This window comes from Streptomyces sp. NPDC058812 (genome assembly GCF_042744565.1).
In the GTDB taxonomy this organism is placed as follows: Bacteria; Actinomycetota; Actinomycetes; order Streptomycetales; family Streptomycetaceae; genus Streptomyces; species Streptomyces thinghirensis.
In genome coordinates, this window is sequence record NZ_JBHYOB010000014.1 from 66146 (window position 1) to 91576 (window position 25431).

Genomic DNA, 25431 nt, shown 5'->3' on the forward strand with positions numbered 1-25431 from the left:
TTGTGCGCCAACTATGGCCGCAGGCGCCCACTCCTGCCAGCACTTCTGCGCACGCCACGCCACGAATATTGGTGTCGACCAGTGGCGCGGAGGGCGGGGAGGGCGGGGAGGCGGAGGCTCACCCGCTCCGGTCCGGTGCAATCCGCTCCGGTCCGGTCCGGTAGGCGTGGCGCTCGGGAGCGGCGGACGGCCGTTAAAGTGCGGGACGAACGATGTCCGCCCCGACGTGCAGCCCAGGACCCGCCATCCGCAGCCCAGGAATCGCCATCCACGACCTCGCAGCCCGGCTCCGCCGGCTTCCCCCTTCCTGCGGGCCGGTGCGCCTGATCGGCGTCGACGGGTACGCCGGCTCCGGGAAGTCCACGTTCGCCGGGCGGTTGGCCGGCGAGCTGGGCGGCGTGCCGGTGCTGCACCTCGACGACATCGCCAGCCACGACCAACTGTTCGACTGGACCGGGCGGCTGCTGAGCCAGGTGATCGAGCCCCTGATGCGCGGCGACACCGCGCACTACGCCACCTACGACTGGCGGGCCCGGTCCTTCGACGCGTCGCGCCCACTGCCGCCGGCCCCGGTGGTCCTGGTGGAGGGCGTCGGCGCCGGCCGCGAGGCGCTGCGTCCGCACCTGGCCCACCTGCTCTGGATGGAGCTGCCGCGCGAGGAGGCGTGGACACGCGGACGGGCGCGCGACGGAGCGGAGCAGCGGACGTTCTGGGACGGGTGGATCCCGGCGGAGCGCCGGCACTTCGCCGACGACCCCTCGCGCCCCTTCGCGCATCTTCTGGTACGGCAGAGGGAGAAGGGGTACGAGGTGCTTCCGGGGCCCGCGGGAACCGCCACCGCGGCCTACTTCCTCACTCAGGGTGACGGACCCTCCGCAGTGTGCTGAACTCGTGAAGATCGCCGCCTGGCAACTCGCCGGAGTGCCCCAACTCCGCTTGACCCGGGGGCCGTACAGGTCTTACGTTCTGAATGTGCGGCCATTCGGAGCCGCCGGCAGACGCGAAGCCCCCGGTTGTTCCCCCGTGATCGGGGGCTTCGTTCTGCCCTGAGCGCGTTTTCCGGCTGCTCCGTGGCGCGAACCGCTCACCCACGGTCACCGCCCCGCGCGCCCCCCCCATCCGCTTCCACCTCGCACAACGGCCTGTCCCGGCACCCTTCGGAGGAAAGACCGCCGCGGGTACGATGCCCTCGGTGCGACCTACGGGCGGTTTCCGCGCGCACCTTGCAACTCCGGTCCGCGGCACAGCCGTTGACCGAGGCGGTCGGCGGGCGACGGCTCGGCGGCATACCGACGGGGGCACGGTACGTGGGGGACGGGATGGACTTCGGCACGCAGGGCGCACAGGCCCCGGCCGACCTCGCCTGGCTGCGCGGCGTGGACGCCTACACCATGGGGGCCTATCCGCAGGCGGAGGAGGAGTTCCGGGCCGCGGTGCGCATCGACCCCACGATGGCCGACGGCTGGCTGGGACTCCACGCGCTGCGCGTCGACACCACCAACGCGCTGCTCAGGATGTTCCGGCACCGGGACCGCTTCGGCGAGCAGCGCGCCCGCCACCGCCGCACGCTCAACTCCTGGTACTGGCTGGGCTGGTGGGTGCAACCGGTGCTGGAGAGCCCTCGCGATCTGCTGCTGGCGCACGCCTCGCACTGGCTCGACGGCCGCCACGTCCCGGAACTGGACCGGGCCCTGGCCGGGCTGCCGCCCGTGGACGCCGACCCCCAGGTCCGCTTCCTGCACGCCTGCCGCGCCTACCTCGTCAAGGACTGGGAACAGCTCGTCCGGCACACCGACCCACTGCTCGGCGACCCCCTGCTGGGCATCGAGGCCGGCCTGTTCAGCGGCATGGCCCGGGTGCGCCTGGAGATGTACGGGCAGGCCGAACCGCTGCTGTCGGCGGCCCTCATGCGGTGCCGCAGTGAGCAGCCCCAGCGCAAGGAACTGCGCTACTGGCTGGCGCGGGCCCACGAGGGCACGGGCCGCAGCGCCGCGGCGCTGCCGCTGTACCGGGCCGTGCACCGCGTCGACCCGGCCTTCATGGACACCTCGGCGCGGCTGGCGGCGATCGCCGAGGGCGACGGCTACGACGACTCCACCGACCTCGCGGGGCTCGCCCAGGCCGGTCTGGGCGCGGAGGGCCTGGACGGTCTCGACCCCCTCTTCGGCACCGAGGAGCGCGACCTCAAGGTCTCCGCGCCCGACCCCTCGCCGGCCGCCGCCCCGCTGCCCCCGCTGAGCGGTCCGTCGGTGCGCGAGAAGCCCGACGGACCGGACCCCTCCCTGCCCACCGGGCCCACCGACCCCGCGTTACTGGAGGAGGCGCTCGCCGAGCTGGAGCGCATGGTGGGGCTGGAGCCGGTGAAGCGTCAGGTGAGGGCCCTGTCCGCGCAGCTGAACATGGCGCGGTTGCGGGCCGGGCAGGGCCTGCCGGTCCAGCCACCCAAACGGCACTTCGTCTTCTCCGGCCCCTCCGGCACCGGCAAGACCACCGTGGCCCGCATCCTGGGCCGTGTCTTCTACGCCCTCGGCCTGCTCGGCGGCGACCACCTGGTGGAGGCGCAGCGGGCCGACCTGGTCGGCGAGTACCTCGGCCAGACCGCCGTGAAGGCCAACGAACTGATCGACTCCGCGCTCGGCGGCGTCCTCTTCGTCGACGAGGCGTACTCCCTGTCCAACTCCGGTTACGGCAAGGGCGACGCGTACGGCGACGAGGCGTTGCAGGTGCTGCTGAAGCGGGCCGAGGACAACCGGGACCACCTGGTGGTGATCCTGGCCGGCTATCCCGAGGGCATGGACCGGCTGCTGACGGCCAACCCCGGGCTGTCCTCCCGCTTCACGACGCGGGTCGACTTCCCGTCGTACCGGCCGCTGGAGCTCACCTCCATCGGTGAGGTGCTCGCGGCCGAGAACGGGGACGGGTGGGACGAGGAGGCGCTCGACGAGCTGCGCTCGATCGCCGGGCACGTGGTGGACCAGGGCTGGATCGACGAGTTGGGGAACGGGCGGTTTCTGCGGACGCTGTACGAGAAGAGTTGTGCGTACCGGGATCTGCGGTTGTCGGTGTATCCGGGGGTGTTGAGCCGGGATGACCTGGCTACGTTGCGGTTGCCGGACTTGATGCAGGCGTATGGGGAGGTGCTGTCGGGGAGGGGACCGGCGGATCCGTCGGCGTTGTAAGGCGCCGGTTGTCGGTGCGGGCCAAGGGTAGGTGCGCAGCTGGGGCGGCGGAGCTGCCCGCAGCTGCGGGGCTAAGTCGCCAGGGTCACCTCTCTGTGGGCCGGGTCGCGTACCTCTCCCACCAGCAGTTCCAGTACGTCCTCCAGGGCGACCAGGCCGAGCACCTTCCCGGACGCGTCCGTCACCTGGGCCAGATGGGTCGCCGCCCGGCGCATCACGGTGAGGGCGTCGTCGAGGGGCAGTTCGGGGCGGAGGGTCGTCATCGGACGCCAGAGCTGCCCCGGGACGGCCCGGTCGGAGTCCTCGGAGTCCAGGACCAGGTCGAGGACGTCCTTGACGTGGAGGTACCCCATGAAGGCCCCCTTCTCCGCCGCGACCGGGAAGCGCGAGTACCCGGTGCGGGCGGTGAGCGCGACGATCTCGCCCGGCGTGACCGAGGGGCTGACCGTGATCAGGGACTCGCGCCCGAGCAGTACGTCGGTGACCGGGCGGGAGCCGAGTTCCAGGGCGTCCTCCAGGCGTTCCTGCTCCTCCGGGTCGAGCAGGCCCGCCTGGCCGGCGTCCTCCACCAGCCGGTTGAGCTGCTCGCTGGTGAAGACCGCCTCGACCTCGTCCTTGGGCTCGACGTGGAAGAGCCGCAGGATGCCCTGGGCGCAGGCACCGAGCGCGGCGGTGATCGGCCTGCAGAGGCGGGCGAAGGCGACGAGGCCGGGGCTGAGCCACAGTGCGGCCTTCTCGGGGGCGGCCATCGCGAGGTTCTTCGGGACCATCTCACCGATGACGAGGTGGCAGAAGACCACCGCGGCCAGCGCGATCACGTAGCCGAGCGGGTGGATCACGCCGTGCGGCAGGTGGATCCACTCGAAGACCGGCTCCAGCAGGTGGGCGACCGTCGGCTCGGCGACCGCGCCGAGCGTCAGCGAGCAGACGGTGATGCCGAACTGCGCGGCGGCCATCATCTGCGGCAGCCGCTCCAGCCCGTACAGCACCTGCCGGGCCCGGGCGGTGCCGAGCGGTTCGATCTGGCTGCGGCGTACCGAGACGAGCGCGAACTCGGCGCCGACGAAGAAGCCGTTGGCGAGCACGAGCAGCGCCGCGAAGAGGAGTTGCAGGACGCTCATCGGGCGGCCTCCAGCACGGACACCGGCGCCGTTCGCACCAGCCGTATCCGTTCGGCGCGGTAGTGGCCGACCTGCCGGACGGCGAGCCGCCAGCCGGGCAGTTCCGCCCGGTCTCCGACTGCCGGGATGCGGCCGAGCAGGTCGGCAACGAGCCCGGCCACGGTCTCGTACGGTCCCTCGGGAGCGTCGAGGCCGATGCGCCGCAGGGCGTCGACGCGGCAGCTGCCGTCGACGTCCCAGGCGGGGCGGCCGTCCTCGGGCGGGGCGGGCGCGAGTTCGGGTACGTCGAGGACGTCGTGCTCGTCGCGGACCTCTCCGACGATCTCCTCCACGATGTCCTCCAGGGTGACGACGCCGGCCGTGCCGCCGTACTCGTCGACGACGACCGCGATGGGCTGCTCGCTGCGCAGGCGGGTGAGCAGCGGTCGTACGGGCAGGGTCTCGGGGACGAGCAGCGCCGGGCGGGCGATCCGGCCGGTCGGGGTACGCAGCCGGTCGTGCGCGGGTACCGCGAGGGCGTCCTTGAGGTGGACCATGCCGACGATCTCGTCGATCTTCTCCCGGTAGACGGGGAAACGGGACAGGCCGGTGGCGCGGGTCAGGTTGACCACGTCCTCGGCGGTGGCCGAGGACTGCAGGGCGCTGACCTTCACGCGCGGGGTCATGACGTGCTGCGCGGTCAGTTCGCCCAGCGACAGGGTCCGTACGAAGAGGTCGGCCGTGTCCTGTTCCAGCGCGCCGGCCCGGGCGGAGTGCCGGGCCAGGGAGACCAGTTCGCCGGGGGTGCGGGCGGAGGCCAGCTCTTCGGCGGGTTCGAAGCCGAGCGCGCGGACCAGGCGGTTGGCCACGGCGTTCAGCGCGGCGATCACCGGGTGGAACAGCCGGGCGAAGGCGTGCTGCGGGCCCGCGACGAAGCGCGCGACCTGCAGGGGCTTGGACACCGCCCAGTTCTTGGGCACCAGCTCGCCGATCACCATCTGGACGGCCGAGGCCAGCAGCATGCCGACGACGACGGAGACACCGGGTACGGCGCCTTCGGGGAGGCCGGTCGCGGTGAACGGGCCGTCCAGGAGCTGGGCGAGCGCCGGTTCGGCGAGCATGCCGACCACGAGCGAGGTGATGGTGATGCCGAGTTGGGTGCCGGAGAGCTGGAAGGACAGCTCCTTGAGTGACTCGACGACCCGGCGGGCACGCCGGTCGCCGTCGGCGGCTGCCTGCTCGGCGTCGGGGCGTTCGACGGTCACCAGGCCGAACTCCGCGGCGACGAAGAAGCCGTTGGCGAGAATCAGCAGGAAGGCGGCTGCCAGGAGCAGCAGGGGGGTGGTGGTCACGATGCCGCCGCCTGGGGGGAGTCACAGCAGGGGGCGGCGCAGGTACTGCAGGACGATCCGTCCATCGCCGGAGGGAGTCACTCCTCGGGTAGCGGGGACCCCCGCGCACCGGGCGGAGCGACGGGGGCGAAGACGCGACGGCCGCGTCTTCGTTCCCAGATTAATCACGAGAAGGGCGCCCGTGGCAGGGCCGCCGCTCCGCGTCAGCCGCGGGGAGCGTCGGGGCTGGCGGCGGAACGGTCCGCGACGAGGGCGCGCAGAGCACGCGCGTCCTGGATGGCACGCTGCCGTGCGATGCCCGGCTGGATGCCGAGGGCGGGCAGGCTGGTGCCGTCGCTGAGGTCCAGGAACGCCCAGGGGTCGCCCTGCCGGAGGTTGACCCGGAGGATCTCGGCCCAGGCGAGGCGCCGCTTGGTGGTGAGGTTGACGACGGTGACGCCCGCCTCGTCGGCCGTGACCCGGGGCCGGGCCAGCACGAACAGGACCCCGGCGAGGAGGAGGGCCGTCAGCACGAAGCTGAGGCGCTCTCCCGTACCGAGGCCGTCCAGCAGCATGCCGACCGCCGTGATGGCCGCGAACGTGGCGACGGCGAGGACGGTCAGGACCGCACGGGTACGCCCCGGCCGGAAGGTCACGGGCAGTGCGGGCAGGTCCGGCGTGTTGTCCGGCGAGGTGTCGGGCATGGCGTCGCTCCGGGTCGCGCTCAGAGACGGCAGGCGTGGATGGCCGTGGTCAGGATGGCCCGGGCACCGATCTCGTACAGGTCGTCCATGATCCGCTGGGCCTCCTTGGCGGGGACCATCGCGCGGACGGCGACCCAGCCCTCGTTGTGCAGCGGGGAGACGGTCGGGGACTCCAGGCCGGGGGTGAGCGCGACGGCCTTCTCCAGCTGCTCCACGCGGCAGTCGTAGTCCATCATCACGTACGTCCGGGCCACCAGGACGCCCTGCAGGCGGCGCAGGAACTGCTGCACCTTGGGCTCGGTCGTCTCGTCGGGCTCCGCGCCGGAGCGGCGGATCACGATGGCCTCGGACTTCATGATGGGCTCGCCGAAGACCTCCAGGCCCGCGTTGCGCAGGGACGTCCCGGTCTCGACGACGTCCGCGATGACCCCGGCGACACCGAGTTCGATGGCGGTCTCGACGGCGCCGTCGAGGTGGACGACGGAGGCCTCGACACCCCGGTCGGCCAGGTGCGCCGCGACGATGCCCTCGTAGGAGGTGGCGACGGTCCGGCCCTTGAGGTCCTCGACGCCGTTCGCGGTGCCCGGCTTGCCCGCGAAGCGGAAGGTGGAGCGGGCGAAGCCGAGCGGGAGGATCTCCTCGGCGTCGGCGCCGGAGTCGATCAGCAGGTCGCGGCCGGTGATGCCGATGTCGAGCTTGCCGGACGAGACGTAGATCGCGATGTCGCGGGGGCGGAGGTAGAAGAACTCGACCTCGTTCGTCGGGTCGACGATCCGCAGTTCCTTGGACTCGCGGCGCTGCTGGTAGCCGGCCTCATGCAGCATCTCCCCCGCGGGGCCTGACAGGGAACCCTTGTTGGGGACGGCGATGCGCAGCATGAGGTCGGCTTCCTTTGCGTGAAGGGGTGAAGAAAAGGGGGGGCTGGGCTTTACAGGTGGGCGTAGACGTCGTCCAGGGAGATCCCGCGGGCGACCATCATCACCTGGACGTGGTACAGCAGCTGGGAGATCTCCTCGGCCGCCGCCTCCTTGCCCTCGTACTCGGCGGCCATCCAGACCTCGGCGGCCTCCTCGACGACCTTCTTGCCGATGGCATGGACCCCCTTGTCCACCAGCTCGGCGGTGCGGGAGGTGGCGGGGTCGCCGTTCGCGGCCTTGTGCTGGAGCTCGGTGAAGAGCTCCTCGAAAGTCTTCTTGGACATGGTGGCGCCCACTTTACGCGTAGTGCCGGCCGGCCTAACGCCACGGTTCGGATACTGAGCGGAGGGTGGCCGCCGTGGCCACCGCCGCGGTCACCGCCTCGTGGCCCTTGTCCTCGCTGGAGCCCTCGATTCCGGCCCGGTCCAGGGCCTGCTCCTCGGTGTCGCAGGTGAGCACGCCGAAGCCGACGGGGACGCCGGTCTCCACGGAGACCTGGACCAGGCCCTGGGTCACGCCCTGGCACACGTAGTCGAAGTGGGGGGTGCCGCCGCGGATGACGACACCGAGGGCGACGATCGCGTCGTAGCCGCGGCCCGCGAGGACCTTGGCGACCACCGGGAGCTCGAAGCTGCCGGGGACCCTGAGCAGGGTCGGCTCGTCGATGCCCAGCTCGTGCAGGGCGCGCAGGGCGCCGTCCACCAGTCCGTCCATCACCTTGTCGTGCCACTGTGCCGCGACGACGGCGACCCGCAGGTCCCCCACGTTGCGTACGGACAGCTCCGGTGCACCCTTGCCGCTCACGTCTCTCCTCGCGTTCCTTGCTTACTGGTTGCCGCAGGTGGACACGGGCGTCGTGTCCAGCCAGGGCAGGTCGTGTCCCATCCGGTCCCGCTTGGTGCGCAGGTAGCGGAGGTTGTGCTCGCCGGCCTGGACGGGCATCGGCTCGCGGCCGGTGACCTCGATCCCGTGCCGGACGAGGGCGTCGCTCTTGTCCGGGTTGTTGGTCATCAGGCGCACGGCGCGCACGCCGAGGTCGTCAAGGATCTGGGCCCCGGCGCCGTAGTCGCGGGCGTCGGCGGGCAGGCCGAGTTCCAGGTTGGCGTCGAGCGTGTCCCGGCCGCGCTCCTGGAGTTCGTAGGCGCGCAGCTTGGACATCAGGCCGATGCCGCGCCCCTCGTGGCCGCGGAGGTAGACGACCACGCCCCTGCCCTCGGCCTGGATGCGGTCCAGGGAGGCGTCCAGCTGGGGTCCGCAGTCGCAGCGCTGGGAGCCGAAGACGTCGCCGGTGAGGCACTCGGAGTGGATGCGGACCAGGACGTCCGTCCCGTCACCGATGTCGCCGTGGACGAGGGCGACGTGCTCGACGCCGTCGACGGTGGAGCGGTAGCCGTACGCCGTGAACTCGCCGTGCCGGGTGGGCAGCCGGACCTCGGCCTCGCGGCGGACGGTGGGCTCCTCGCTGCGGCGGTAGGAGATGAGGTCCTCGATGGAGATGATCGTCAGCCCGTGCTTGCGGGCGAACGGGATCAGCTCGGGCAGCCGCAGCATGCGCCCGTCCTCGCCGGCGATCTCGACGATGGCGCCGGCCGGGCGCAGGCCCGCGAGGCGGGCGAGGTCGACGGCGGCCTCGGTGTGGCCGTTGCGGACGAGTACGCCGCCGGAGCGGGCGCGCAGCGGGAAGATGTGCCCGGGGCGGACCAGGTCGGTGGGTTCGGCGGTGCCGCTCGCCAGGAGCTGGAGGGTGGTGGCGCGGTCCGAGGCGGAGATGCCGGTGCTCACGCCGTGCGCGGCGGTGGCGTCCACGGAGACCGTGAAGGCGGTCTTCATCGACTCGGTGTTGTCGTCGACCATCTGCGGGAGGCGGAGCCGGTCCAGTTCCTCGCCCTCCATGGGGGCGCAGATCAGGCCGCGGCACTCGCTCATCATGAAGGCGACGATCTCCTCGGTCGCCTTCTCCGCGGCGATGACGAGGTCGCCCTCGTTCTCGCGGTTCTCGTCGTCGACGACCACGACCGGGCGGCCGGCGGCGATGTCGGCGACGGCCTGTTCGACGGGGTCGAGGGTGAGGTCCTCGTAGCCGTCCGTGCTGTAGAGGATGGGTGCCGTGCTCATGCGGGCGCTCCTTCCGGGACGGGCCGCGCCGCGGTACGGGAGCGCAGCCACCAGTCGCGCAGGCCCCACAGGACGAGCGCGCCGTAGATGACGTAGACGAAGCCGGAGAAGGCGAAGCCGTTGGCGAAGTTCAGCGGGACGCCGACCAGGTCGACCAGCAGCCAGGCGAACCAGAACTCGACCATGCCGCGCGCCTGGGCGTACATGGCGACGACGGTGCCGACGAAGATGTACGCGTCCGGCCAGGGGTCCCAGGACAGGGTCGGGTAGGCGGTGAACAGACCGCCCACCGCGAGGGTGCCGACGGCGGCCGCGGCGAGCAGGGCGCCGCGCTCGCGCCAGGTGGCGAAGCGGACTGCGATGGAGCCGTCCTGGGTCTGCTGTCGGCCGCGGTTCCACTGCCAGAAGCCCCAGGTGGCGACGGCCATGACGACGATCTGCTTGCCGGCGCTGCCGGAGAGGTGGGCGGTGGCGAAGGCCGTGAAGAGGATGAGCCCGGAGACGAACTGCACGGGCCAGGTCCAGATGGAGCGCCGCCAGCCGAGCGCGAGGCCGAGCAGACCGATCACGTTGCCGATCATGTCCGACCACTTGATGTGCTGGTCGAAGAGCGTGAACGCCTCGGAGTTGAGCCAGTTCACTTGGTGCCCCCCTGGGCGGTGAGCAGTCGCTCCACGTACTTGGCGATGACGTCCACCTCGAGGTTGACCGGGTCGCCGGGCTGCTTCAGGCCCAGCGTGGTCAGGGCGAGGGTGGTGGGGATGAGGCTGACGGTGAAGAAGTCGGGACCCGCGTCGACGACGGTGAGGCTGATGCCGTCGACGGTGATGGAGCCCTTCTCCACGACGTAGCGGGCGAGGTCCGCGGGCAGGGAGATCTTCACGAGCTCCCAGTGCTCGGAGGGCTCGCGCTCCAGGATCTCGCCGGTGCCATCGACGTGTCCCTGCACGATGTGCCCGCCGAGGCGGGCGCCGACGGCGGTGGGGCGCTCCAGATTGACGCGGGAGCCGGTGGTGAGGACGCCCAGGCTGGAGCGGTTCAGGGTCTCGGCCATCACGTCGGCGGTGAACTCGTCGCCCTCGTGGTCGACGACCGTGAGGCAGACGCCGTTGACGGCGATGGAGTCGCCGTGCTGTGCGCCTTCGGTGACCAAGGGGCCGCGCAAGCGGAAGCGACAGGCGTCGTCGAGCGTCTCGACGGCGGTGATCTCGCCCAGCTCTTCGACGATTCCGGTGAACACTTCCCGGGTCCTCCTGCCTCTTCGGGCACGGACTCCGGGGCTGTCGGTAACGACAGAGATCGCGAGCGAGGACACCGGGAACGACGCCGGACGGGACCCGCCCGGCAGCGGGCGAGCCCAGAGGTCGGCGGCGCGCACGTATGCTCGCCCGCCGCGCACTGCCTCCCATCCGGACTTTAACCGTCGGTCCAGGAATTTCACCTGGTCAACCGGCCGCTGGAGGCGACCGGGTCGCGGACTGTAACCGCCGGTTCGGACTTTCACCGACCCCGGAGTGCGCTGCTTCTGGTACAGGGCCAGTGTGCCACGCCTGATCGCCGTTCATGCGGACGGACTGTGTGGGGTGGCTCACAGAAAGCTGCCCCATGCGACTCGGGCGCGGCACGGCCGTCTCCAACTGGCCCGTCGCCGCCCCACCTTGAGATTGGTCCATACCTATTGACTCACTGGTCTAGTCCTCTCTAGGGTCTGCGCAACTTCCGTGGAGAGGAACCGACTGTGCCTTCCCCCTCACGCTCCAGAACCGGCCGCGGAGCGAGACCGGCCCTGCTCGCGGCGGCCGCCGCCGTCGCCGGACTGGTGCTCGCCGGCCTCCCGGCGACCGCGTCGCAGGCCGCCGACCAGGCGAGCTGCCGCCCCGACGGCCTCTACCAGACCCCCGGCGTCGACGTCCCCTACTGCTCGGTCTACGACTCCGCGGGCCGCGAGAAGATGGGCGCCGACCACCCGCGTCGCGTGATCGGCTACTTCACGAGCTGGCGCACCGGCAAGGACGGCAAGCCCGCCTACCTCGCCTCCGACATCCCGTGGGACAAGATCACCCACATCAACTACGCCTTCGCGCACGTGGACGGCGGCAACAAGCTGTCCGTCGGTTCGGACAGCGCGAAGAACCCGGCGACGGGCATGACGTGGCCCGGGGTCGAGGGCGCCGAGATGGACCCGGACCTCCCCTACAAGGGCCACTTCAATCAGCTGAACAAGTTCAAGAAGCAGCACCCGGACGTCAAGACCATGATCTCGGTGGGCGGCTGGGCCGAGACGGGCGGCTACTTCGCCGACGACGGCGGCCGCGTGGACTCGGGCGGCTTCTACTCGATGGCCACCAACGCCGACGGCTCGGTCAACCAGGCCGGCATCGAGACCTTCGCGGACTCGGCGGTCGACTTCGTCCGGAAGTACGGCTTCAACGGCGTGGACATCGACTACGAGTACCCGACGACGATGAAGGACGCGGGCAACCCGCTCGACTGGGCCTTCGCGGGCGGCCGCCGGGCCGGGCTGGTCGAGGGCTACGCGGCGCTGATGAAGACGCTGCGCGAGAAGCTCGACCGCGCGGGCGCCGCGGACGGCAGGCACTACCTCCTCTCGGTCGCCGCCCCCTCCTCCGGATACCTGCTGCGCGGCATGGAGACCTTCCAGGTCCAGAAGTACCTGGACTACGTCAACATCATGTCGTACGACCTGCACGGCGCCTGGAACGAGCACGTGGGCCCGAACGCCTCCCTCTTCGACGACGGCAAGGACTCCGAACTCGCCGCCGCCGGCGTGTACACCACCTCCCAGTACGGCGGCATCGGCTACCTCAACACCGACTGGGCCTACCACTACTTCCGCGGTTCGATGCCGGCCGGGCGCGTCAACATCGGGCTGCCGTACTACACGCGCGGCTTCAAGAACGTCACCGGCGGCACCGACGGGCTCTGGGGCAAGGCACCCTCCACCGACTGCCCGGCGGGCTCCGGCCTGACCAAGTGCGGTGACGGCGCGGTCGGCATCGACAACCTGTGGCACGACCTGGACACCAACGGCGAGGAGTCGCCCGCGGGTTCCAACCCGATGTGGCACGCCAAGAACCTGGAGAAGGGCGTCGTCGGCGACTACGTCACCGACTACGGCTTCCCGGCCGGCACGAAGCTCACCGGGACGTACGCCCGCAAGTACGACTCCACCCTGGTCGCGCCCTGGCTGTGGAACGCCGAGAAGAAGGTCTTCCTGTCCACCGAGGACGAGCAGTCGGTCAAGGCCAAGGCGGACTACGTGGTCGACCGCGGCATCGGCGGCACGATGGTGTGGGAGCTCGCGGGCGACTACGCCTGGGACGCGGGCCGGGGGCAGTACGTGCCGGGCTCGACGCTGACGGACACGATGTACGACACGTTCAAGAACGCCTCCCCCTACGGTGCCGAGCGCGCCACGATCGACATGCCGGCCGAGGCGCTCGACGTCGACGTGGAGTTCGGGCAGTTCCCGCTCGGCGACTCCAACTACCCGATCAGCCCCACGCTGAAGATCACCAACAACACGAGGACGGCCCTGCCCGGCGGTACGGAGTTCCGGTTCGACTACGCCACCTCCGCGCCCGGCAATGCCAAGGACCAGTCCGGCTGGGGCACTTCGGTGATCCGCAGCGACCACACGGGCGGCAACGTGGGCGGCCTGAAGGGCGACTACCACCGGGTGTCGCTGAAGCTGCCGGCCTGGCAGTCGCTGGCGCCGGGGGCGTCCACCGAGGTGGACTTCGTGTACTACCTGCCGGTGTCGACGCCGTCGAACTGGACGGTCTCCTTCGACGGGAAGACGTACGCCCTGGCGGGTGATCTGTCCCGGGGAACGACCCTGGTGGAGCCCGGGACGGAGACGCCGGGCCCGACGCCCACGCCCACCCCCACGGGAACCGGGTCGCCGAGCCCGAGCCCGACGGACGGCACCGGGCAGTGCACGGCCCCGGCCTGGGACGCGGCCACGCCGTACGGCGGCGGCATCACGGTGTCCCACGAGGGGCACTCGTGGAAGTCCAAGTGGTGGACGAAGGGCGAGGAGCCCGGCACCACCGGCGAATGGGGCGTCTGGCAGGACCTCGGCGCCTGCTGACCCCCGCGAGACCGGCCCGGCGGCGGTGACGAAGGCCCTTGCCCGCCGCCGGGTCTCCACGCCCGCCGGGTCTCCCCGAGGCGCCCGCCGGGCTTCTGGCAGGGTGAGGCGCATGACGACCACGACCGCCGAGGAGTTCGAGCGCCACCGGCCCCGTCTGTTCGGCCTGGCGTACCGCATGCTGGGTTCGGCCGACGAGGCGGAGGACACGGTCCAGGACGCCTACCTGCGCTTCAGCGGGGCCGACCGGGCGGGCATCGAGCAGCCGGCCGCCTGGCTGGCCAAGGTCGTCACCAACCTGTGCCTCGACCGTCTCACCTCGGCCCGCGCCCGGCGCGAGACCTACGTCGGCGCATGGCTGCCGGAGCCGGTCCTGACCTCCGACGGCGCCCTCGGCCCGCTGGAGTCGGCCGAGCGGCGCGACGCCGTGTCGACGGCGATGCTCGTCCTGCTGGAGCGGCTGACGCCGACCGAGCGGGCGGTGTACGTGCTGCGCGAGGCGTTCGCGTACGGGCACCGCGAGATCGCCGAGGCGCTGGAACTGACCGAGGCGAACTGCCGTCAGCTCTACCGGCGGGCCGTGGCACGGGTGGGTGAGCCGGGGACGCGTTTCCCGCCCTCGCCCGAGCGGCAGCAGGAGCTGGTCACGTCGTTCCTCACGGCGGCCCGTGACGGCGACCTGGCCGGGCTGGAGAAGGTGCTCGCCGAGGACGTGGTCTGGTGGAGCGACGGCGGTGGCAAGGTGACCGCGGCGCGGCGCCCGATCGAGGGCCGCACGAAGGTCGTCCGCTTCGTGCTGGGCGGACTCCCGAAGTTCGCGGCCGGCTGGGACGTCTCCGTCACCGAGGTCAACGGCGCCGGCGCGCTGGTCGCACGGGCCGGCGACACGGTCGTCGGTGTCCTGTCGTTCGAAGTGCGCGACGGGCTCATCACGCAGGTGCAGGCCATGATGAACCCGGACAAGCTGGACTTCGTACGCCGTCAGCTCGGGCAGCCCTGACATTCCCTCGCCGGAAGTGTCACATCCGGCACCGGCCACGTCGTCCCAGCTGACGGCGGGGCGCTCCGTCCGGGAGCGTCCGCCGCGGCGAAGGGGATGAACAGAATGACCACGATCCTGGTGACCGGCGGCACCGGCACGCTCGGACGGCTCGTCACCGAGCGGCTGCGCGCGGACGGGCACGAGGTGCGGGTGCTCAGCCGGCACGCCCAGCCGTACGCCGTCGACCTGCGTGCGGGCGGCAGTGGTCTGGACGTGGCGCTCGGCGGTGTGGACACGGTCGTGCACTGCGCGACCAGCCCGCGCGGCGGCGACGAACGGGCGGCCACGAACCTGATCGCGGCGGCACGGCGGGCCGGGGTGGCGCACCTGGTCTACATCTCGATCGTCGGCGTGGACCGGGTGCCCCTCGGCTACTACCGGTCCAAGCTCGCCGTCGAGCGGCTGGTGGAGGAATCGGGACTCGGCTGGACCGTGCTGCGGGCGACCCAGTTCCACGACCTGGTGGTGCAGGTGCTCCAGGCGCTGGCCAAGGCCCCGGTCGTACTGCTGCCGGCCCGTGTCTCCGACCAGCCGGTGGAGGTGGCGGAGGTCGCGGAGCGGCTCGCCGAGCTGGCCGGTGGCGCGCCCGCCGGGCGGGTGGCGGACCTGGGCGGGCCCGAGGTACGGACGTTCGAGTCGCTGGCCCGTGCCTATCTGGGCGCGACGGGGCGCCGGCGGGCCGTGGTGAAGGTGCCGCTCGCGGGGAAGACTTACCGGGGGTTCCGCGCGGGTGGGCACCTCGCGCCCGAGCGGGCGGTGGGCAAGGGGACGTTCGAGGAGTACCTGGCGGGGCGGTTCGGCGGCGGGACGGGCGGGCGGCGCGGATGAGCGGAAGGCGCGGATGAGCAGACGGACGTGGCTGCGGGCGGGGCTGGGGCTGCTCGCCGGCGCGCAGGTGGTGGTGGGGCTGTGGATCCTGCTGCTGCCCGAGCTGTTCTGGAAGTGGCCCTGGGTGTCGCACCTGCCGCCCTACAACGAACACCTGCTGCGGGACTTCGGCGGGGCGAGCGTCGCGCTCGCGGTGGTGCTGTGCTCGGCGGTGGCGGCGATGGAACGGCGGCTCGTGATCACGGCGCTGGTGGCCTACCTGGTGTCCTCCGTGGCCCACCTCGTCTTCCACGCCCAGCACCTGGAGCCCCTGTCCGCGGCGAGCGGTGCGGGGTTCATGGCGCTGCTGGGGGTGGCGGTCCTGCTGCCGACGGCACTGCTGTGGCTGGCGGCGGACGGGGCGGCCTTCCGGGAGCCCGGGCACGGAGGGCGTCAGTCCTCGCTCTGAGCGGATCCCGCCGCGGAACGCGGATGGGAGCGAATGCCCCGGCGGCAAGCGGCATGCGCGCTGTTCCGCCGGGACGTCCGCTTGGATCAGGGCCGCTCGGGCGGCGCGAACAGCTCGTCCTGGGCGCGGTCGCGGGCGGTCAGCAGGGCTCCGCGCAGGACCGCGCCGCCGCCCAGCGTGCTGGACCGTACCTCGGTGGCGAGCGGCGACATCCGGGTGAGGCGGTGCTGGACGCGTGCGGCGAGGGCGTCGGCGCCGGCCCGGCCGACCTCACCGGCCAGCACCAGACAGCCGGGGTCCAGGACGGAGACGACGGCGGCGGCACCGAGGGCGACCCGGTCGGCGAGCACGTCGAGGAAACGCTCGGCCGCCGGGTCCGGGCGGTGGCCCCGGCCCGTTCCCGACCGGCGTACCGCCTCTCGTACCAGCGCGGCGGCGTGCGGCTCGGGTCCGTCGGACGTCGCCGTCACGCCGTGCCGCGCCGCGAGGGCGGTCACCGCCGCCGCCCCGGCCACGGAATGGAAGCCGCCGTCGCAGTCGGTGGCCGACGGCAGGCCCGAGGTGCCGGGCACCGGCATGAAGCCGACCTCGCCGGCGCCGCCGGAGACGCCCCGCCGCAGCGTGCCGTCGAGGACGACCGCGGCGCCGATGCCCAGGCCGAGCCAGAGCAGGACGAACGTGTCCCGGTCCCGGGCAGCCCCGTCGCGCTGCTCGGCCAGGGCGGCCAGGTTGGTCTCGTTCTCGACGCCGACCCGCGCCTCGGGGAACTTCTCCTGCAACGCGGCCATCAGCCGCCGGTGCCACTCGGGCAGACCGGTGGAGTCGCGCAGCTCGCCGCTCGCCGGGTCGATCAGGCCGGGTGCGCCGATGCCGACGGTGTGCAGCCGGTCGGCCCCGGCCTCCTTCGCCGCCCGCTCGACCAGGCTCACCGCCTGCTCCACCGCGGGCCCGGTGCCGGTGTCGTCGCCGATCGGCACGGACCCCTCGGCCAGCACCCGGCCGAGCAGGTCGGAGACCAGCACGGCGACGCCCCCGGTGCGTACGTCGAGGGCGGCGAGGTGGGCGCGCTCGGCGACGATGCCGTACAGCTTGGCGTTCGGCCCCCGGCGCTGCTCGCCCGACTCCCCCGCCACCTCGATGAGGCCGGAGGCGGTGAGGCGTTCGACGAGGTCGGCCACGGTGGGGCGGGACAGGCCGGTCAGCTGCTTCAACTGCCCTGCCGTCAACGGGCCCTCCTGCTGGAGCAGGCGCAGGGCGAGCCGGTCGTTGATGGCCCGGGCGGTGCTCGGGGATGCGGGCATGCCGGGATCCTTCCAGATCGGCGGCGCGGGGGCCCCACGCCGGTAATCCCCTATCTATCAGGCAGGGTTCCTGATAGTTTACGCGGCGCAAAGACGCCAGGCGGCCGAGCCGGCAGCGCAGATCCGACGGGAGGGGCCCGAGAATGAGCGCAGTGGTCTACGAGCAACGCACGGTGAGGCGCGCGCGGTATGCCGTGGCGGCCGTGTTCGCCGTGCACGGTGCCGTCACCGGCTCGTTCGCCACGCGCGTGCCGTGGATCCAGGACCACGCCGGGGTGAGCGCGGGCCAGTTGGGTCTGGCGCTCGCGTTCCCGGCGCTCGGCGCGTCGGTCGCCATGCCCCTGGCCGGCAGCGTCAGCCACCGCTTCGGCGCCCGCACCGCCCTGCGCGGTCTGCTGGCCCTGTGGACACTGGCGCTGGTCCTGCCGGCCCTCGCCCCGAACCTGCTCACCCTGTGCCTGGCCCTGTTCGTCTACGGCGCCACGGCGGGCATGTCGGACGTGGCGATGAACGCGCTCGGCGTCGAGATCGAGAACCGGCTCGACAAGTCGATCATGTCGGGCCTGCACGGCATGTGGAGCGCTGGTGCCCTGATCGGTTCGGCGGCCGGCACGCTCGCCGCCCACCTGGGCTCGGACGCCCGGCTGCACCACGTCCTGGCCGCCTCCGTGCTGACCGTCGCGGGCCTGGTCGCCTGCACCTGGGTGCTGGACCTCCAGCCCGCCGAGGACGAGGACCCGCCCCCGAGGTTCGCGCTGCCGCCCAGGTCGGCGCTGCTGATCGGCGCGGTCGGTTTCTGCGCGGTGTTCGCGGAGGGCGCGAGCCTGGACTGGTCGGCGGTCTACCTGCGGGACCAGTTGGAGGCCTCGGCCGGTCTGGCGGCGGCGTGCACGACGGGCTTCACCCTCACCATGGCCCTGGCCCGGTTCGCCGGGGACAAGGTGGTGGACCGGTTCGGCGCGGTGCGCACGGTCCGGGTGAGCGGTGTACTGGCCACCCTCGGCGGCCTGCTCATCGTCGTCGGAGGCCATCCCGCGGTGGCGATGACCGGCTTCGCGCTGATGGGTCTCGGGATCGCCGTGGTCGTCCCGCTGTGCTTCGCGGCGGCCGGGCGCGCCGGCTCCAACCCCAGCCTGGCCATCGCGGGCGTCGCCACCATCACGTACACCTCGGGTCTGGTCGCCCCGAGCGCGATCGGCGGTCTGGCCCAGGCGACCAGCCTGGTGGTGTCGTTCGGTCTGGTGACCGCGCTGGCCTGCTGCCTGGTGGTGTTCGCGAAGGTGCTGCGCGCCGGGGACCGGGACCGCCCGAAGATCACTCCGTCGAACGCAGGAGTGCCCGACCGGCAGCCCTGAAGGTGTCGCTCCACGGCGCCGGGCGCAGCGTCCCGGAGTCGAGCCGGACCAGCACCCGGGCGCCGTGGGCGTACGTGGTGGCGCCGTCCGCCGAGCAGAACCGGAAGCCGTACGTCAGCCCGGTCGTGCCGAGCCGCTCCAGCCAGAGGTGGACGGCGTACGCGCCCGGCCGGGTGACCGGCGCCTCGTAGCTGATCGTCAGTTCCTTGACCGCGTTGCAGGCGTCGCCGGCCGCCGCCCAGTCGCCCTCGAAGCGGAAGCCGTGCTCGGTCCACAGCTCGGCCCAGGCCCGCTCGACCATCACCGGGTAGCGGGCGTTGTGCAGCAGGCCGAGCGCGTCCAGGTCGTCGAAGTGGACGGTGACGGGGACGAGCCGGCCGTAGGAGAGAAGGGGCGCGGCGGGGGCTTCGGCGGTCACGGGCGGGGCTCCTGGTCTTGCTCGGCTGTGCTCACGTACGGCCGGCCGCACGCGCTCACGTACGGCGGCCCTCTCCATCCTAAGCGGACGCTCAGCAGCGGTCGCCGGGAAGGTGCTGGTCAGCGGGGGGGGCGCGGGGCGGGGGACCGCCCGGCACCCCTGACAATGGTGCGGACAGTCCTCACGTACAGAGAAAGCGAAACCTCACCATGGACCTCGGCGTGCGCTGGAAGCTGCACGGTGACGGGCGCACGCCCGCACCCGGAGCGGTGGTCCGCCCCGACGAACGGCTCTCGTGGCCCCGCACGGCCGGGCTCGGCGCCCAGCACGTGGTGGCCATGTTCGGGGCGTCCTTCGTGGCTCCGGTCCTGATGGGCCTGGACCCCAACCTCGCGATCATGATGTCGGGCGTGGCGACCGTCATCTTCCTGCTCGCCACCCGCGGCCGGGTGCCCAGCTACCTCGGCTGCTCGCTCTCCTTCGTCGGTGTCGCCGCGGTGATCCGCGCCCAGGGCGGCACCAGCGCCACCGTGACCGGCGCGGTGCTGGTGGTCGGCGCCGCGCTGTTCCTGGTGGGCCTCGCCGTGCAGCGGTTCGGGGCGCGGATCATCCACGCCGCGATGCCGCCCATCGTCACCGGCGCGGTGGTGATGCTGATCGGCTTCAACCTGGCCCCCGTCACCGCGTCCACCTACTGGCCGCAGGACCAGTGGACGGCGCTGCTGGTGATGCTGTTCACCGGTCTGGCCGTGGTCTGCCTGCGCGGGTTCTGGTCCCGCATCGCGATCTTCCTGGGGCTGGTCTTCGGTTACGTACTCTCCTGGGTCCTCGACCGGGTCTTCGGCAAGATCCACTCGGTGGACGGCAGCGGCAAGCTCACCGACCACTGGCGGCTGGACTTCTCCGCCGTGGGCCAGGCCGACTGGATCGGCCTGCCGTCCTTCCACGGGCCGAGCTTCGAGTGGTCGGCGATCCTGGTGGCCCTGCCGGTCGTCATCGCGCTGGTCGCGGAGAACGCCGGACACGTCAAGGCGGTCGGCGAGATGACCGGCGACCCGCTCGACGACAAGCTCGGCACGGCGATCTCCGCGGACGGCGTCGGCTCGATGCTGTCCACCGCGGTCGGCGGCCCGCCCAACACCACGTACTCCGAGAACATCGGCGTGATGGCGGCGACCCGCGTCTACTCGACGGCGGCGTACTGGGCCGCCGCGGGCTTCGCCCTCCTCTTCGGCCTCTGCCCGAAGTTCGGCGCGGTCGTCGCCGCGATCCCGGGCGGTGTGCTGGGCGGCATCACCGTCATCCTCTACGGCATGATCGGGCTGCTCGGCGCCCAGATCTGGATCAACGCCAAGGTGGACCTGCGCAATCCGCTGAACCTGGTGCCGGCCGCCGCGGGCATCATCATCGGCGTCGGCAACGTCAGCATGGAGTTCACCGACACCTTCTCCCTCAGCGGCATCGCGCTCGGCACCGTGGTCGTCATCACCGGCTACCACGCGCTGCGGGCCTTCGCCCCGGCCCACCTCAAGACGCAGCAGCCGCTGCTGGACGAGGGCACGTCGTCGTACGACGAGAAGACCGGCGACGGCGGCGACGGGTCCGGCGACGGGTCTCAGCGCGCCAAGTCGTAGGCGTAGGACGGCGTGAAGGTGCCCGGCTCGCCCTTGCAGCCGTCCGACTCCCCGGGCAGCTTGACCCACAGGTAGGCGTCGACGCGCCCCATGCCGGTGCTCAGGGTCGGTGCGCGACCGAGCTTGCGGCCGTCCGGGTCGCACCACTCGCCGTCGGAGGGGGCGCCGTTGCCGTTGCGGCTGGTGTCGATGACGGCGCCCAGGCTCGCGGGGCCGCCGAGGGCGTCGAGGACCGCGCGGTCGTAGGCGACCTCGTCGGCGGTGGCGTGGAAGTTGGAGACGTTGCTGAAGATGCCGTCGGAGGAGTCGGCCGAGGCGGCGCCCGCCTGCTTGAGCCAGCCCGCCTGCTTGGCGGGCGCGTGCCAGCCGGAGTGCCCCGCGTCGAAGTAGACCCGGGCGTTCGGATTGGCGTCCTTCAGGACCCGCCCCGCGCGGGCCAGGGAGGCGAAGCGGTCGGCGCGTTCACCGGCGGACATGCACTCGGCCTGGGCGACCGAGTCGGGCTCCAGGACGACGATGACGTCGCCGGTGCCGAGCCCGGCGGCGAAGCGGTCGATCCAGTCGTCGTAGGCGTCGAGGTCGGGCGCCCCGCCCTGGGAGTGGCCGCCGCAGTCGCGGTCGGGTATCGCGTACGGCACGACGACCGGCACCCGGCCCGCCTCGGCACCGCCCGAGGTGACGGCGCGGACCCGGGAGGTGATGGTCGCGGGCGTGTGGTCGGCGAACCACACGGCGGCCGGATGGTCGGCTATCCGCGACTCGATGACGCCCTGACGCGGGTCGCCGGGGTGGGCCCGGACCCAGTCGAGGACCTGGGACTCGGGGTGCCGGTAGAGCCGGGTGGAGGCCGCGGCGGCCCGGGGCTTCTCCTTCCCGGCCTCTTCGGACTTCTTCCTCGGTGAGGGACTGGGACTCGCCTTCCTCGCCGAGGCGGAGGGCGCGGCGGAGACCGACGGCGTCGTCGACGGGGACGGGGACGGGGACGGCACGACGGGCGGGGACTGCAGCCGCGGTGACCGTGTCACCTCCGGACGGGCCTCGTCCGCCCCGCCGCCGTCGTCGCCGAGCGCGGACAGCATGCCGGTCGCGGTGCCCACCGCGACCACGACGGACGCCGCCGCGACCATCGCGCTGCGGCGGGCGGCCCGCCTGCGCTCGGCCCTGCGAGCGGCCAGGCGCCGGGCACGAAGGCCTGACACGTAGGGTTCCCCCTCCCCCGCACGGCGGGCGCGTTCCCCCGTTCTGGGGAAGCGTCGGGCCCGCCGGCACTCCCGCCAGCCTAAAGCTGCGACCCTGCCGCCATGGCGCACTGCGAACAAGTCCCGGCGGCCGTCCGGACGGTGGACACGGTCCTCTCTCGGATGCGCGCCCTCGACACGACGCTGCCCGCCCGGGACGGGGTGGCCGTCTTCAACCGCGTCTACCTGACCGTCACCGAGGCGGTCGACCGGCACATCGACACCGGTCGCTTCACGGACGCCCGGGCCGCGACCGCGCTGGACGTGCGGTTCGCGGAGCGCTACCTGGCCGCCCTCGACGCGCTGGAGGACGGGCGCCGGCCGCCCGCGTGCTGGCGGCCCCTCTTCCAGTTCCGCCGCCATCCCGGCGTACGGCCGCTGCAGTTCGCGCTGGCGGGCATCAACGCGCACATCGGCCACGATCTCGCGCTGGCCGTGGTGGACACCTGTCGTACGCTCGGCTGCGAACCCGTCGATCTGGAGGACGAGTTCGACCGGGTGGGTGATCTCCTCGTGTCGCTGGAGGAGCGCATCCGCGATGAGCTGATGCCCGGTCCCGACCTCCTGCAGATCGCCGACCCGCTGACCCATCTGCTCGGCTCCTGGAGCCTGGAGCGCGCCCGCGACGCCGCCTGGGTGGCGGCCCGCGCGCTGTGGGCGCTGCGCCGGCTGCCCGACGTCGCCGGGGAGTTCACCGAACGGCTGGACTCGGCGGTGGGCTTCGCGGGCCGCATGCTGCTCACCCCGCTGCCGGACTGATCCGTCCGGCGTTCCCGGTGCGCGCTCCCGGAACTCCCGTGCGACCGTTGTACGTTGAAACCTTGGGCAACATCGCACCCCGACTGCGAAGGAGCACCCAGGCATGACGACCCGGCTCGGACTCGGCCTCCCCCAGATGCGGCAGTACGACCTCGGCGAGGACGTCCCCGACGTGGCCCGCGCGGCGGAAGGGATCGGCTACGAGAGCCTGTGGGTCTTCGAACGTGCCCTGTTCCCCGAGCCCGCCACGCAAGGGCTGTACGGCATCGAAGGGCTGCCCTGGCCGGACCAGTACCGCGATGTGGCGGAACCGCTGGTCACCCTGACTCTCGCCGCCGCGGCCACCGAGCGGGCGGAGCTGGGCTCCAGCGTGCTGGTCGCCCCGCTGCACGTCCCCTTCCAGCTCGCGAAGGCGCTGGCCTCGCTGGACGCGGCGAGCGGCGGCCGGGTCGTCGCCGGCTTCGGCACGGGCTGGTCGCACGACGAGTACGCGGCGGCGTCCGTGCGGCCCTTCGCCGAGCGCGGGCGGGCCCTGGACGAGCTGATCGAGGTGTGCCGCGCGGTCTGGGGGCCGGACCCCGTGGTGTACGACGGCGAGTTCACGAAGATCGCGTCCGCCGTGGTCGGCCCCAAGCCCGCCCGGCCGATCCCGGTCCTGCTGGCGGCGGGCAGCGGCAGGGCCCGGCGCCGGCTGGTCGACCACGCCGACGGCTGGCTGCCGAACGCCCTCGGCGCCGAGACCGTGGCCGAGCAGTGGCGGCGGCTGCGGGACCTGGCCGCCGAGCGCGGCCGTACGGAGCCGATCCGGACGGTGCTGCGGGCCAACGCCCGCTACCGAAAGGCGCCTCTGGCCCCCTCCGGCCGGAGTCCCTTCCACGGCGACGTCGACCAGATCGTCGAGGACCTCGCCGCACACGCCGAGATCGGCCTGGACGAGATCCTCCTCGACCTCCAGAGCACGGCCCGGGACGCCGAGGAGCTGAAGGACATCGCCGCGGAGGTGTACGAGAAGGCGCGGGCGAACGGGATCTAGCCAGGGGGTGTCTGACAATTCACGTCGTCGCCCGAAGGGCGGCCTCGCGGCGTCAGGTGCGTGCTCTGGGGGTCCCCCCGGCCGGAGGCTGGGGGAGTGCCGGGCGTAGAGCCTCGTACTGGATGTACTTGGCTCTGCGCCCGGTGCGGCGAGAGTGCGTGCATGGCGTCGCGAGGCAGGCGGGAACTGTCAGACAGGCCCTAGTCCTCGGGCAGCTCGACCGGCGCGATCTCGTCGTAGACGTCACCCGGGCCGGGGTTGGTCGCGTCGGTCTCCCCGCCGAAGTGGTGCATGACGCCCCAGACCGCGTTCAGCGCGGTCTGGACGGCGCCCTCGGCCCAGCCGGCCGTCCAGGAGATGTCGTCGCCGGCGAGGAAGATGCCCCGCTTGTCCTCCGGCAGCCCCTCCTGCATGAAGTGCGTGAACAGGCGCCGCTGGTAGCGGTAGTGACCGGGCAGGTTGGCCTTGAACGCGCCCATGAAGTAGGGCTCGTTCTCCCAGGAGACCGTCACCGGGTTGCCGATGATGTGCTTCCTGATGTCGACCTTCGGGTAGATCTCGCCGAGCGACTTCAGCATGACCTCCATCCGCTCGTTCGCGGACAGCGGGAGCCACTTCAGGCTGTCGTCGCACCAGGTGTAGGAGAGGCAGATGACGGCGGGCTTGTCGGGTCCGTCGTCCAGGAGGTAGGTGCCGCGGGTCATGCGGTCGGTGAGCGTCATCGACATGACGTCCCGGCCCGTGTCCTCGTCCTTGTCCAGCCAGAAGGGCCGGTCGACCGGCACGAAGAGCTTGCTGGACTCCATGTAGTGGGTGCGTTCGATCGCCGTCCAGTGGTCGATCGGGAACAGCGAGTCGTCGCAGGCGATCTTCGAGAGCAGCATCCAGGACTGGGCGGTGAAGATCGCCGCCTGGTACGTGCGGATGTCGCCGTCGGCGTCGGTCACGGTGATGCGGTTGCCGGCGGTGCGGGTGAGCCGGGTCACCGCCGGGCGCGGCTCGCCGTCCACGTGCAGGGACTTCAGCGATGTGCCGTGGGGCCAGTGGACGATCTTCTCCGGCTCACGCTCCCAGAGCCTCAGCGGCAGTTGCTGGGAGCCGCCGACGATACCGCGGTGGTGGTCGTCGGCCTCGGTGTAGACGACGCGGAGGATCTCCAGGATGGAGTTGGGGAAGTCGGTGTCCCAGCCGCCGGTGCCGAAGCCGACCTGGCCGAAGATCTCGCGGTGGCGGAAGGACTTGAAGGCCTCCGAGTCGCAGAGGAAGCCGTAGAAGGTCTGGTTGTCGAGCTTCTCGACCAGCTTCGCCCAGATCTCGCGGATGCGCGGCACGTCGCGCTCGCGCAGGGCGCGGTTCATGTCGGAGAAGTCGGCGCCCTCTTCGAGGCACTTCGCCCAGGCGTCGGCGACGTCGCGGTAGACCTGGGGCAGGTCGTCCAGCGTCTCGGCGTAGTGCGACTCGCCCTTGAGGTCGACGACGGTCGAGGGCGTCGCCTCGGCGAGCGGGTTGGGGAAGGGGCTGGTCTTCAGGCCCACCAGGTCGATGTAGTGCTGGAGGGCGGTGGAGGACGGCGGGAAGCGCATCGCGCCCATCTCGGCGGTCAGGGACGGGTCGCACCCGTCGAAGCCCACGGTGCGCAGTCGCCCGCCGATCTCGTCGGCCTCGTACACGACGGGCTTGAGGCCCATCTTCATCAGCTCGTAGGCGGCCACGATGCCGGACAGCCCGCCGCCGATGACCGCGACCTCGGTGCCGTGCTCGGTCGCGGGTATCTGGCCGAGGCCCGCCGGGTGGGCGAGGAAGTCGTCGTACGCGTACGGGAAGTCCGGCCCGAACATGGTGATCGGCGGCTGCTGCTCATCTGCGTGCTCGATCGCGTTGGGCACGGTGGACGTCATGGGGTACGGGCTCCTTG

Annotated in this window: 23 protein-coding genes and 1 riboswitch; of the genes, 10 read left to right on the forward strand and 13 right to left on the reverse strand. The window is 72.1% G+C overall.

The window, feature by feature from the left end:
* Positions 1 to 212: 212 nt before the first annotated feature.
* Positions 213 to 887: a uridine kinase gene (locus ACFW48_RS26345; protein ID WP_386318485.1), complete on the forward strand. Its 675-nt coding sequence runs from the start codon at positions 213 to 215 to the stop codon at positions 885 to 887.
* A 432-nt stretch (positions 888 to 1319) separates the two neighbouring features.
* The gene (locus ACFW48_RS26350; protein WP_386318487.1) at positions 1320 to 3179 is read left to right on the forward strand and encodes an AAA family ATPase; all 1860 of its coding nucleotides are present in this window, start codon (positions 1320 to 1322) and stop codon (positions 3177 to 3179) included.
* A 71-nt stretch (positions 3180 to 3250) separates the two neighbouring features.
* Here the strand turns inward: ACFW48_RS26350 and ACFW48_RS26355 are convergent, their stop codons facing one another.
* The 9 genes from ACFW48_RS26355 to ACFW48_RS26395 all read right to left on the reverse strand — a co-directional run bounded on the left by ACFW48_RS26355 (position 3251) and on the right by ACFW48_RS26395 (position 10586).
* Complete coding sequence (locus tag ACFW48_RS26355; RefSeq protein ID WP_386318489.1) at positions 3251 to 4300, reverse strand: hemolysin family protein; 1050 nt, start codon at positions 4298 to 4300, stop codon at positions 3251 to 3253.
* The gene (locus tag ACFW48_RS26360) at positions 4297 to 5631 is read right to left on the reverse strand and encodes a hemolysin family protein (protein WP_386318491.1); all 1335 of its coding nucleotides are present in this window, start codon (positions 5629 to 5631) and stop codon (positions 4297 to 4299) included. The genes ACFW48_RS26355 and ACFW48_RS26360 overlap by 4 nt, the downstream gene beginning before the upstream one ends.
* A gap of 203 nt (positions 5632 to 5834) precedes the next feature.
* Positions 5835 to 6314 (reverse strand): PH domain-containing protein, encoded by a 480-nt coding sequence (locus ACFW48_RS26365; protein ID WP_386318493.1) that lies wholly within the window; start codon positions 6312 to 6314, stop codon positions 5835 to 5837.
* Between the two features lie 20 nt (positions 6315 to 6334).
* Complete coding sequence (hisG, locus tag ACFW48_RS26370; protein WP_386318495.1) at positions 6335 to 7192, reverse strand: ATP phosphoribosyltransferase; 858 nt, start codon at positions 7190 to 7192, stop codon at positions 6335 to 6337.
* Between the two features lie 50 nt (positions 7193 to 7242).
* Complete coding sequence (locus ACFW48_RS26375) at positions 7243 to 7515, reverse strand: phosphoribosyl-ATP diphosphatase (protein ID WP_030951748.1); 273 nt, start codon at positions 7513 to 7515, stop codon at positions 7243 to 7245.
* Positions 7516 to 7549: 34 nt separating this feature from the next.
* Positions 7550 to 8035 (reverse strand): 6,7-dimethyl-8-ribityllumazine synthase, encoded by a 486-nt coding sequence (ribH, locus tag ACFW48_RS26380; RefSeq protein ID WP_043375214.1) that lies wholly within the window; start codon positions 8033 to 8035, stop codon positions 7550 to 7552.
* A 21-nt stretch (positions 8036 to 8056) separates the two neighbouring features.
* Complete coding sequence (locus ACFW48_RS26385) at positions 8057 to 9346, reverse strand: bifunctional 3,4-dihydroxy-2-butanone-4-phosphate synthase/GTP cyclohydrolase II (protein WP_386318497.1); 1290 nt, start codon at positions 9344 to 9346, stop codon at positions 8057 to 8059.
* Positions 9343 to 9987 (reverse strand): nicotinamide riboside transporter PnuC, encoded by a 645-nt coding sequence (locus tag ACFW48_RS26390; RefSeq protein WP_386318499.1) that lies wholly within the window; start codon positions 9985 to 9987, stop codon positions 9343 to 9345. The genes ACFW48_RS26385 and ACFW48_RS26390 overlap by 4 nt, the downstream gene beginning before the upstream one ends.
* Entirely contained in the window at positions 9984 to 10586 is a 603-nt protein-coding gene (locus ACFW48_RS26395; RefSeq protein WP_386318501.1) for a riboflavin synthase, read from the reverse strand. Before ACFW48_RS26395 ends, ACFW48_RS26390 begins: the two co-directional genes overlap by 4 nt.
* A 151-nt stretch (positions 10587 to 10737) precedes the next feature.
* Positions 10738 to 10868, reverse strand: a riboswitch (FMN riboswitch).
* Between the two features lie 216 nt (positions 10869 to 11084).
* Between ACFW48_RS26395 and ACFW48_RS26400 the strand changes: the two genes are divergently transcribed.
* From ACFW48_RS26400 to ACFW48_RS26415, 4 genes are all read left to right on the forward strand, one after another.
* Complete coding sequence (locus ACFW48_RS26400; protein ID WP_386318503.1) at positions 11085 to 13460, forward strand: chitinase C-terminal domain-containing protein; 2376 nt, start codon at positions 11085 to 11087, stop codon at positions 13458 to 13460.
* Between the two features lie 112 nt (positions 13461 to 13572).
* Positions 13573 to 14460 (forward strand): RNA polymerase sigma-70 factor, encoded by an 888-nt coding sequence (locus tag ACFW48_RS26405; RefSeq protein WP_386318505.1) that lies wholly within the window; start codon positions 13573 to 13575, stop codon positions 14458 to 14460.
* Between the two features lie 105 nt (positions 14461 to 14565).
* Complete coding sequence (locus ACFW48_RS26410; RefSeq protein ID WP_386318507.1) at positions 14566 to 15330, forward strand: SDR family oxidoreductase; 765 nt, start codon at positions 14566 to 14568, stop codon at positions 15328 to 15330.
* Between the two features lie 13 nt (positions 15331 to 15343).
* The gene (locus tag ACFW48_RS26415) at positions 15344 to 15778 is read left to right on the forward strand and encodes a hypothetical protein (protein WP_386318508.1); all 435 of its coding nucleotides are present in this window, start codon (positions 15344 to 15346) and stop codon (positions 15776 to 15778) included.
* An 86-nt stretch (positions 15779 to 15864) separates the two neighbouring features.
* On the opposite strand, the gene ACFW48_RS26420 is transcribed toward ACFW48_RS26415, so the two are convergent.
* Positions 15865 to 17079: an ROK family transcriptional regulator gene (locus ACFW48_RS26420; protein WP_386318509.1), complete on the reverse strand. Its 1215-nt coding sequence runs from the start codon at positions 17077 to 17079 to the stop codon at positions 15865 to 15867.
* A 143-nt stretch (positions 17080 to 17222) separates the two neighbouring features.
* On the opposite strand from ACFW48_RS26420, the gene ACFW48_RS26425 reads away from it, so the two are divergent.
* Positions 17223 to 18434 carry an MFS transporter gene (locus tag ACFW48_RS26425; protein ID WP_386318511.1) on the forward strand — a complete coding sequence of 404 codons (1212 nt, stop codon included), beginning with the start codon at positions 17223 to 17225 and terminating at the stop codon, positions 18432 to 18434.
* Here ACFW48_RS26425 and ACFW48_RS26430 read toward each other — a convergent pair.
* Positions 18394 to 18852 (reverse strand): acyl-CoA thioesterase, encoded by a 459-nt coding sequence (locus ACFW48_RS26430; protein ID WP_386318513.1) that lies wholly within the window; start codon positions 18850 to 18852, stop codon positions 18394 to 18396. The genes ACFW48_RS26425 and ACFW48_RS26430 overlap by 41 nt on opposite strands.
* A 209-nt stretch (positions 18853 to 19061) precedes the next feature.
* Here ACFW48_RS26430 and ACFW48_RS26435 point away from each other — a divergent pair, with 209 nt between their 5' ends.
* The gene (locus ACFW48_RS26435) at positions 19062 to 20486 is read left to right on the forward strand and encodes a uracil-xanthine permease family protein (protein ID WP_386318515.1); all 1425 of its coding nucleotides are present in this window, start codon (positions 19062 to 19064) and stop codon (positions 20484 to 20486) included.
* Here ACFW48_RS26435 and ACFW48_RS26440 read toward each other — a convergent pair.
* Positions 20468 to 21613 (reverse strand): glycoside hydrolase family 6 protein, encoded by a 1146-nt coding sequence (locus ACFW48_RS26440; RefSeq protein ID WP_386318681.1) that lies wholly within the window; start codon positions 21611 to 21613, stop codon positions 20468 to 20470. The genes ACFW48_RS26435 and ACFW48_RS26440 overlap by 19 nt on opposite strands.
* Positions 21614 to 21787: 174 nt before the next feature.
* Here ACFW48_RS26440 and ACFW48_RS26445 point away from each other — a divergent pair, with 174 nt between their 5' ends.
* On the forward strand, positions 21788 to 22483 hold the full coding sequence (locus ACFW48_RS26445) for a DUF5995 family protein (RefSeq protein ID WP_386318517.1): 696 nt from the start codon (positions 21788 to 21790) through the stop codon (positions 22481 to 22483).
* 103 nt (positions 22484 to 22586) lie between these two features.
* Complete coding sequence (locus ACFW48_RS26450; protein WP_386318519.1) at positions 22587 to 23516, forward strand: LLM class F420-dependent oxidoreductase; 930 nt, start codon at positions 22587 to 22589, stop codon at positions 23514 to 23516.
* Positions 23517 to 23716: 200 nt separating this feature from the next.
* Here ACFW48_RS26450 and ACFW48_RS26455 read toward each other — a convergent pair whose 3' ends face one another.
* Positions 23717 to 25414 (reverse strand): flavin monoamine oxidase family protein, encoded by a 1698-nt coding sequence (locus ACFW48_RS26455; protein ID WP_386318521.1) that lies wholly within the window; start codon positions 25412 to 25414, stop codon positions 23717 to 23719.
* Between the last annotated feature and the right edge of the window lie 17 nt (positions 25415 to 25431).

Bases quoted from the DNA above. Each gene is read 5' to 3' on its own strand.
- ACFW48_RS26450 (WP_386318519.1), top strand. From the start codon at position 22,587: ATGACGACCCGGCTCGGACTCGGCCTCCCCCAGATGCGGCAGTACGAC.
- ACFW48_RS26435 (WP_386318515.1), top strand. From the start codon at position 19,062: ATGGACCTCGGCGTGCGCTGGAAGCTGCACGGTGACGGGCGCACGCCC.
- ACFW48_RS26350 (WP_386318487.1), top strand. From the start codon at position 1,320: ATGGACTTCGGCACGCAGGGCGCACAGGCCCCGGCCGACCTCGCCTGG.
- ACFW48_RS26375 (WP_030951748.1), bottom strand. From the start codon at position 7,515: ATGTCCAAGAAGACTTTCGAGGAGCTCTTCACCGAGCTCCAGCACAAG.
- ACFW48_RS26355 (WP_386318489.1), bottom strand. From the start codon at position 4,300: ATGAGCGTCCTGCAACTCCTCTTCGCGGCGCTGCTCGTGCTCGCCAAC.
- ACFW48_RS26415 (WP_386318508.1), top strand. From the start codon at position 15,344: ATGAGCAGACGGACGTGGCTGCGGGCGGGGCTGGGGCTGCTCGCCGGC.
- ACFW48_RS26425 (WP_386318511.1), top strand. From the start codon at position 17,223: ATGAGCGCAGTGGTCTACGAGCAACGCACGGTGAGGCGCGCGCGGTAT.
- ACFW48_RS26445 (WP_386318517.1), top strand. From the start codon at position 21,788: ATGGCGCACTGCGAACAAGTCCCGGCGGCCGTCCGGACGGTGGACACG.
- ACFW48_RS26345 (WP_386318485.1), top strand. From the start codon at position 213: ATGTCCGCCCCGACGTGCAGCCCAGGACCCGCCATCCGCAGCCCAGGA.
- ACFW48_RS26440 (WP_386318681.1), bottom strand. From the start codon at position 21,613: ATGGTCGCGGCGGCGTCCGTCGTGGTCGCGGTGGGCACCGCGACCGGC.
- ACFW48_RS26405 (WP_386318505.1), top strand. From the start codon at position 13,573: ATGACGACCACGACCGCCGAGGAGTTCGAGCGCCACCGGCCCCGTCTG.
- hisG (WP_386318495.1), bottom strand. From the start codon at position 7,192: ATGCTGCGCATCGCCGTCCCCAACAAGGGTTCCCTGTCAGGCCCCGCG.
- ACFW48_RS26455 (WP_386318521.1), bottom strand. From the start codon at position 25,414: ATGACGTCCACCGTGCCCAACGCGATCGAGCACGCAGATGAGCAGCAG.
- ACFW48_RS26410 (WP_386318507.1), top strand. From the start codon at position 14,566: ATGACCACGATCCTGGTGACCGGCGGCACCGGCACGCTCGGACGGCTC.
- ACFW48_RS26385 (WP_386318497.1), bottom strand. From the start codon at position 9,346: ATGAGCACGGCACCCATCCTCTACAGCACGGACGGCTACGAGGACCTC.
- ACFW48_RS26365 (WP_386318493.1), bottom strand. From the start codon at position 6,314: ATGCCCGACACCTCGCCGGACAACACGCCGGACCTGCCCGCACTGCCC.
- ACFW48_RS26420 (WP_386318509.1), bottom strand. From the start codon at position 17,079: ATGCCCGCATCCCCGAGCACCGCCCGGGCCATCAACGACCGGCTCGCC.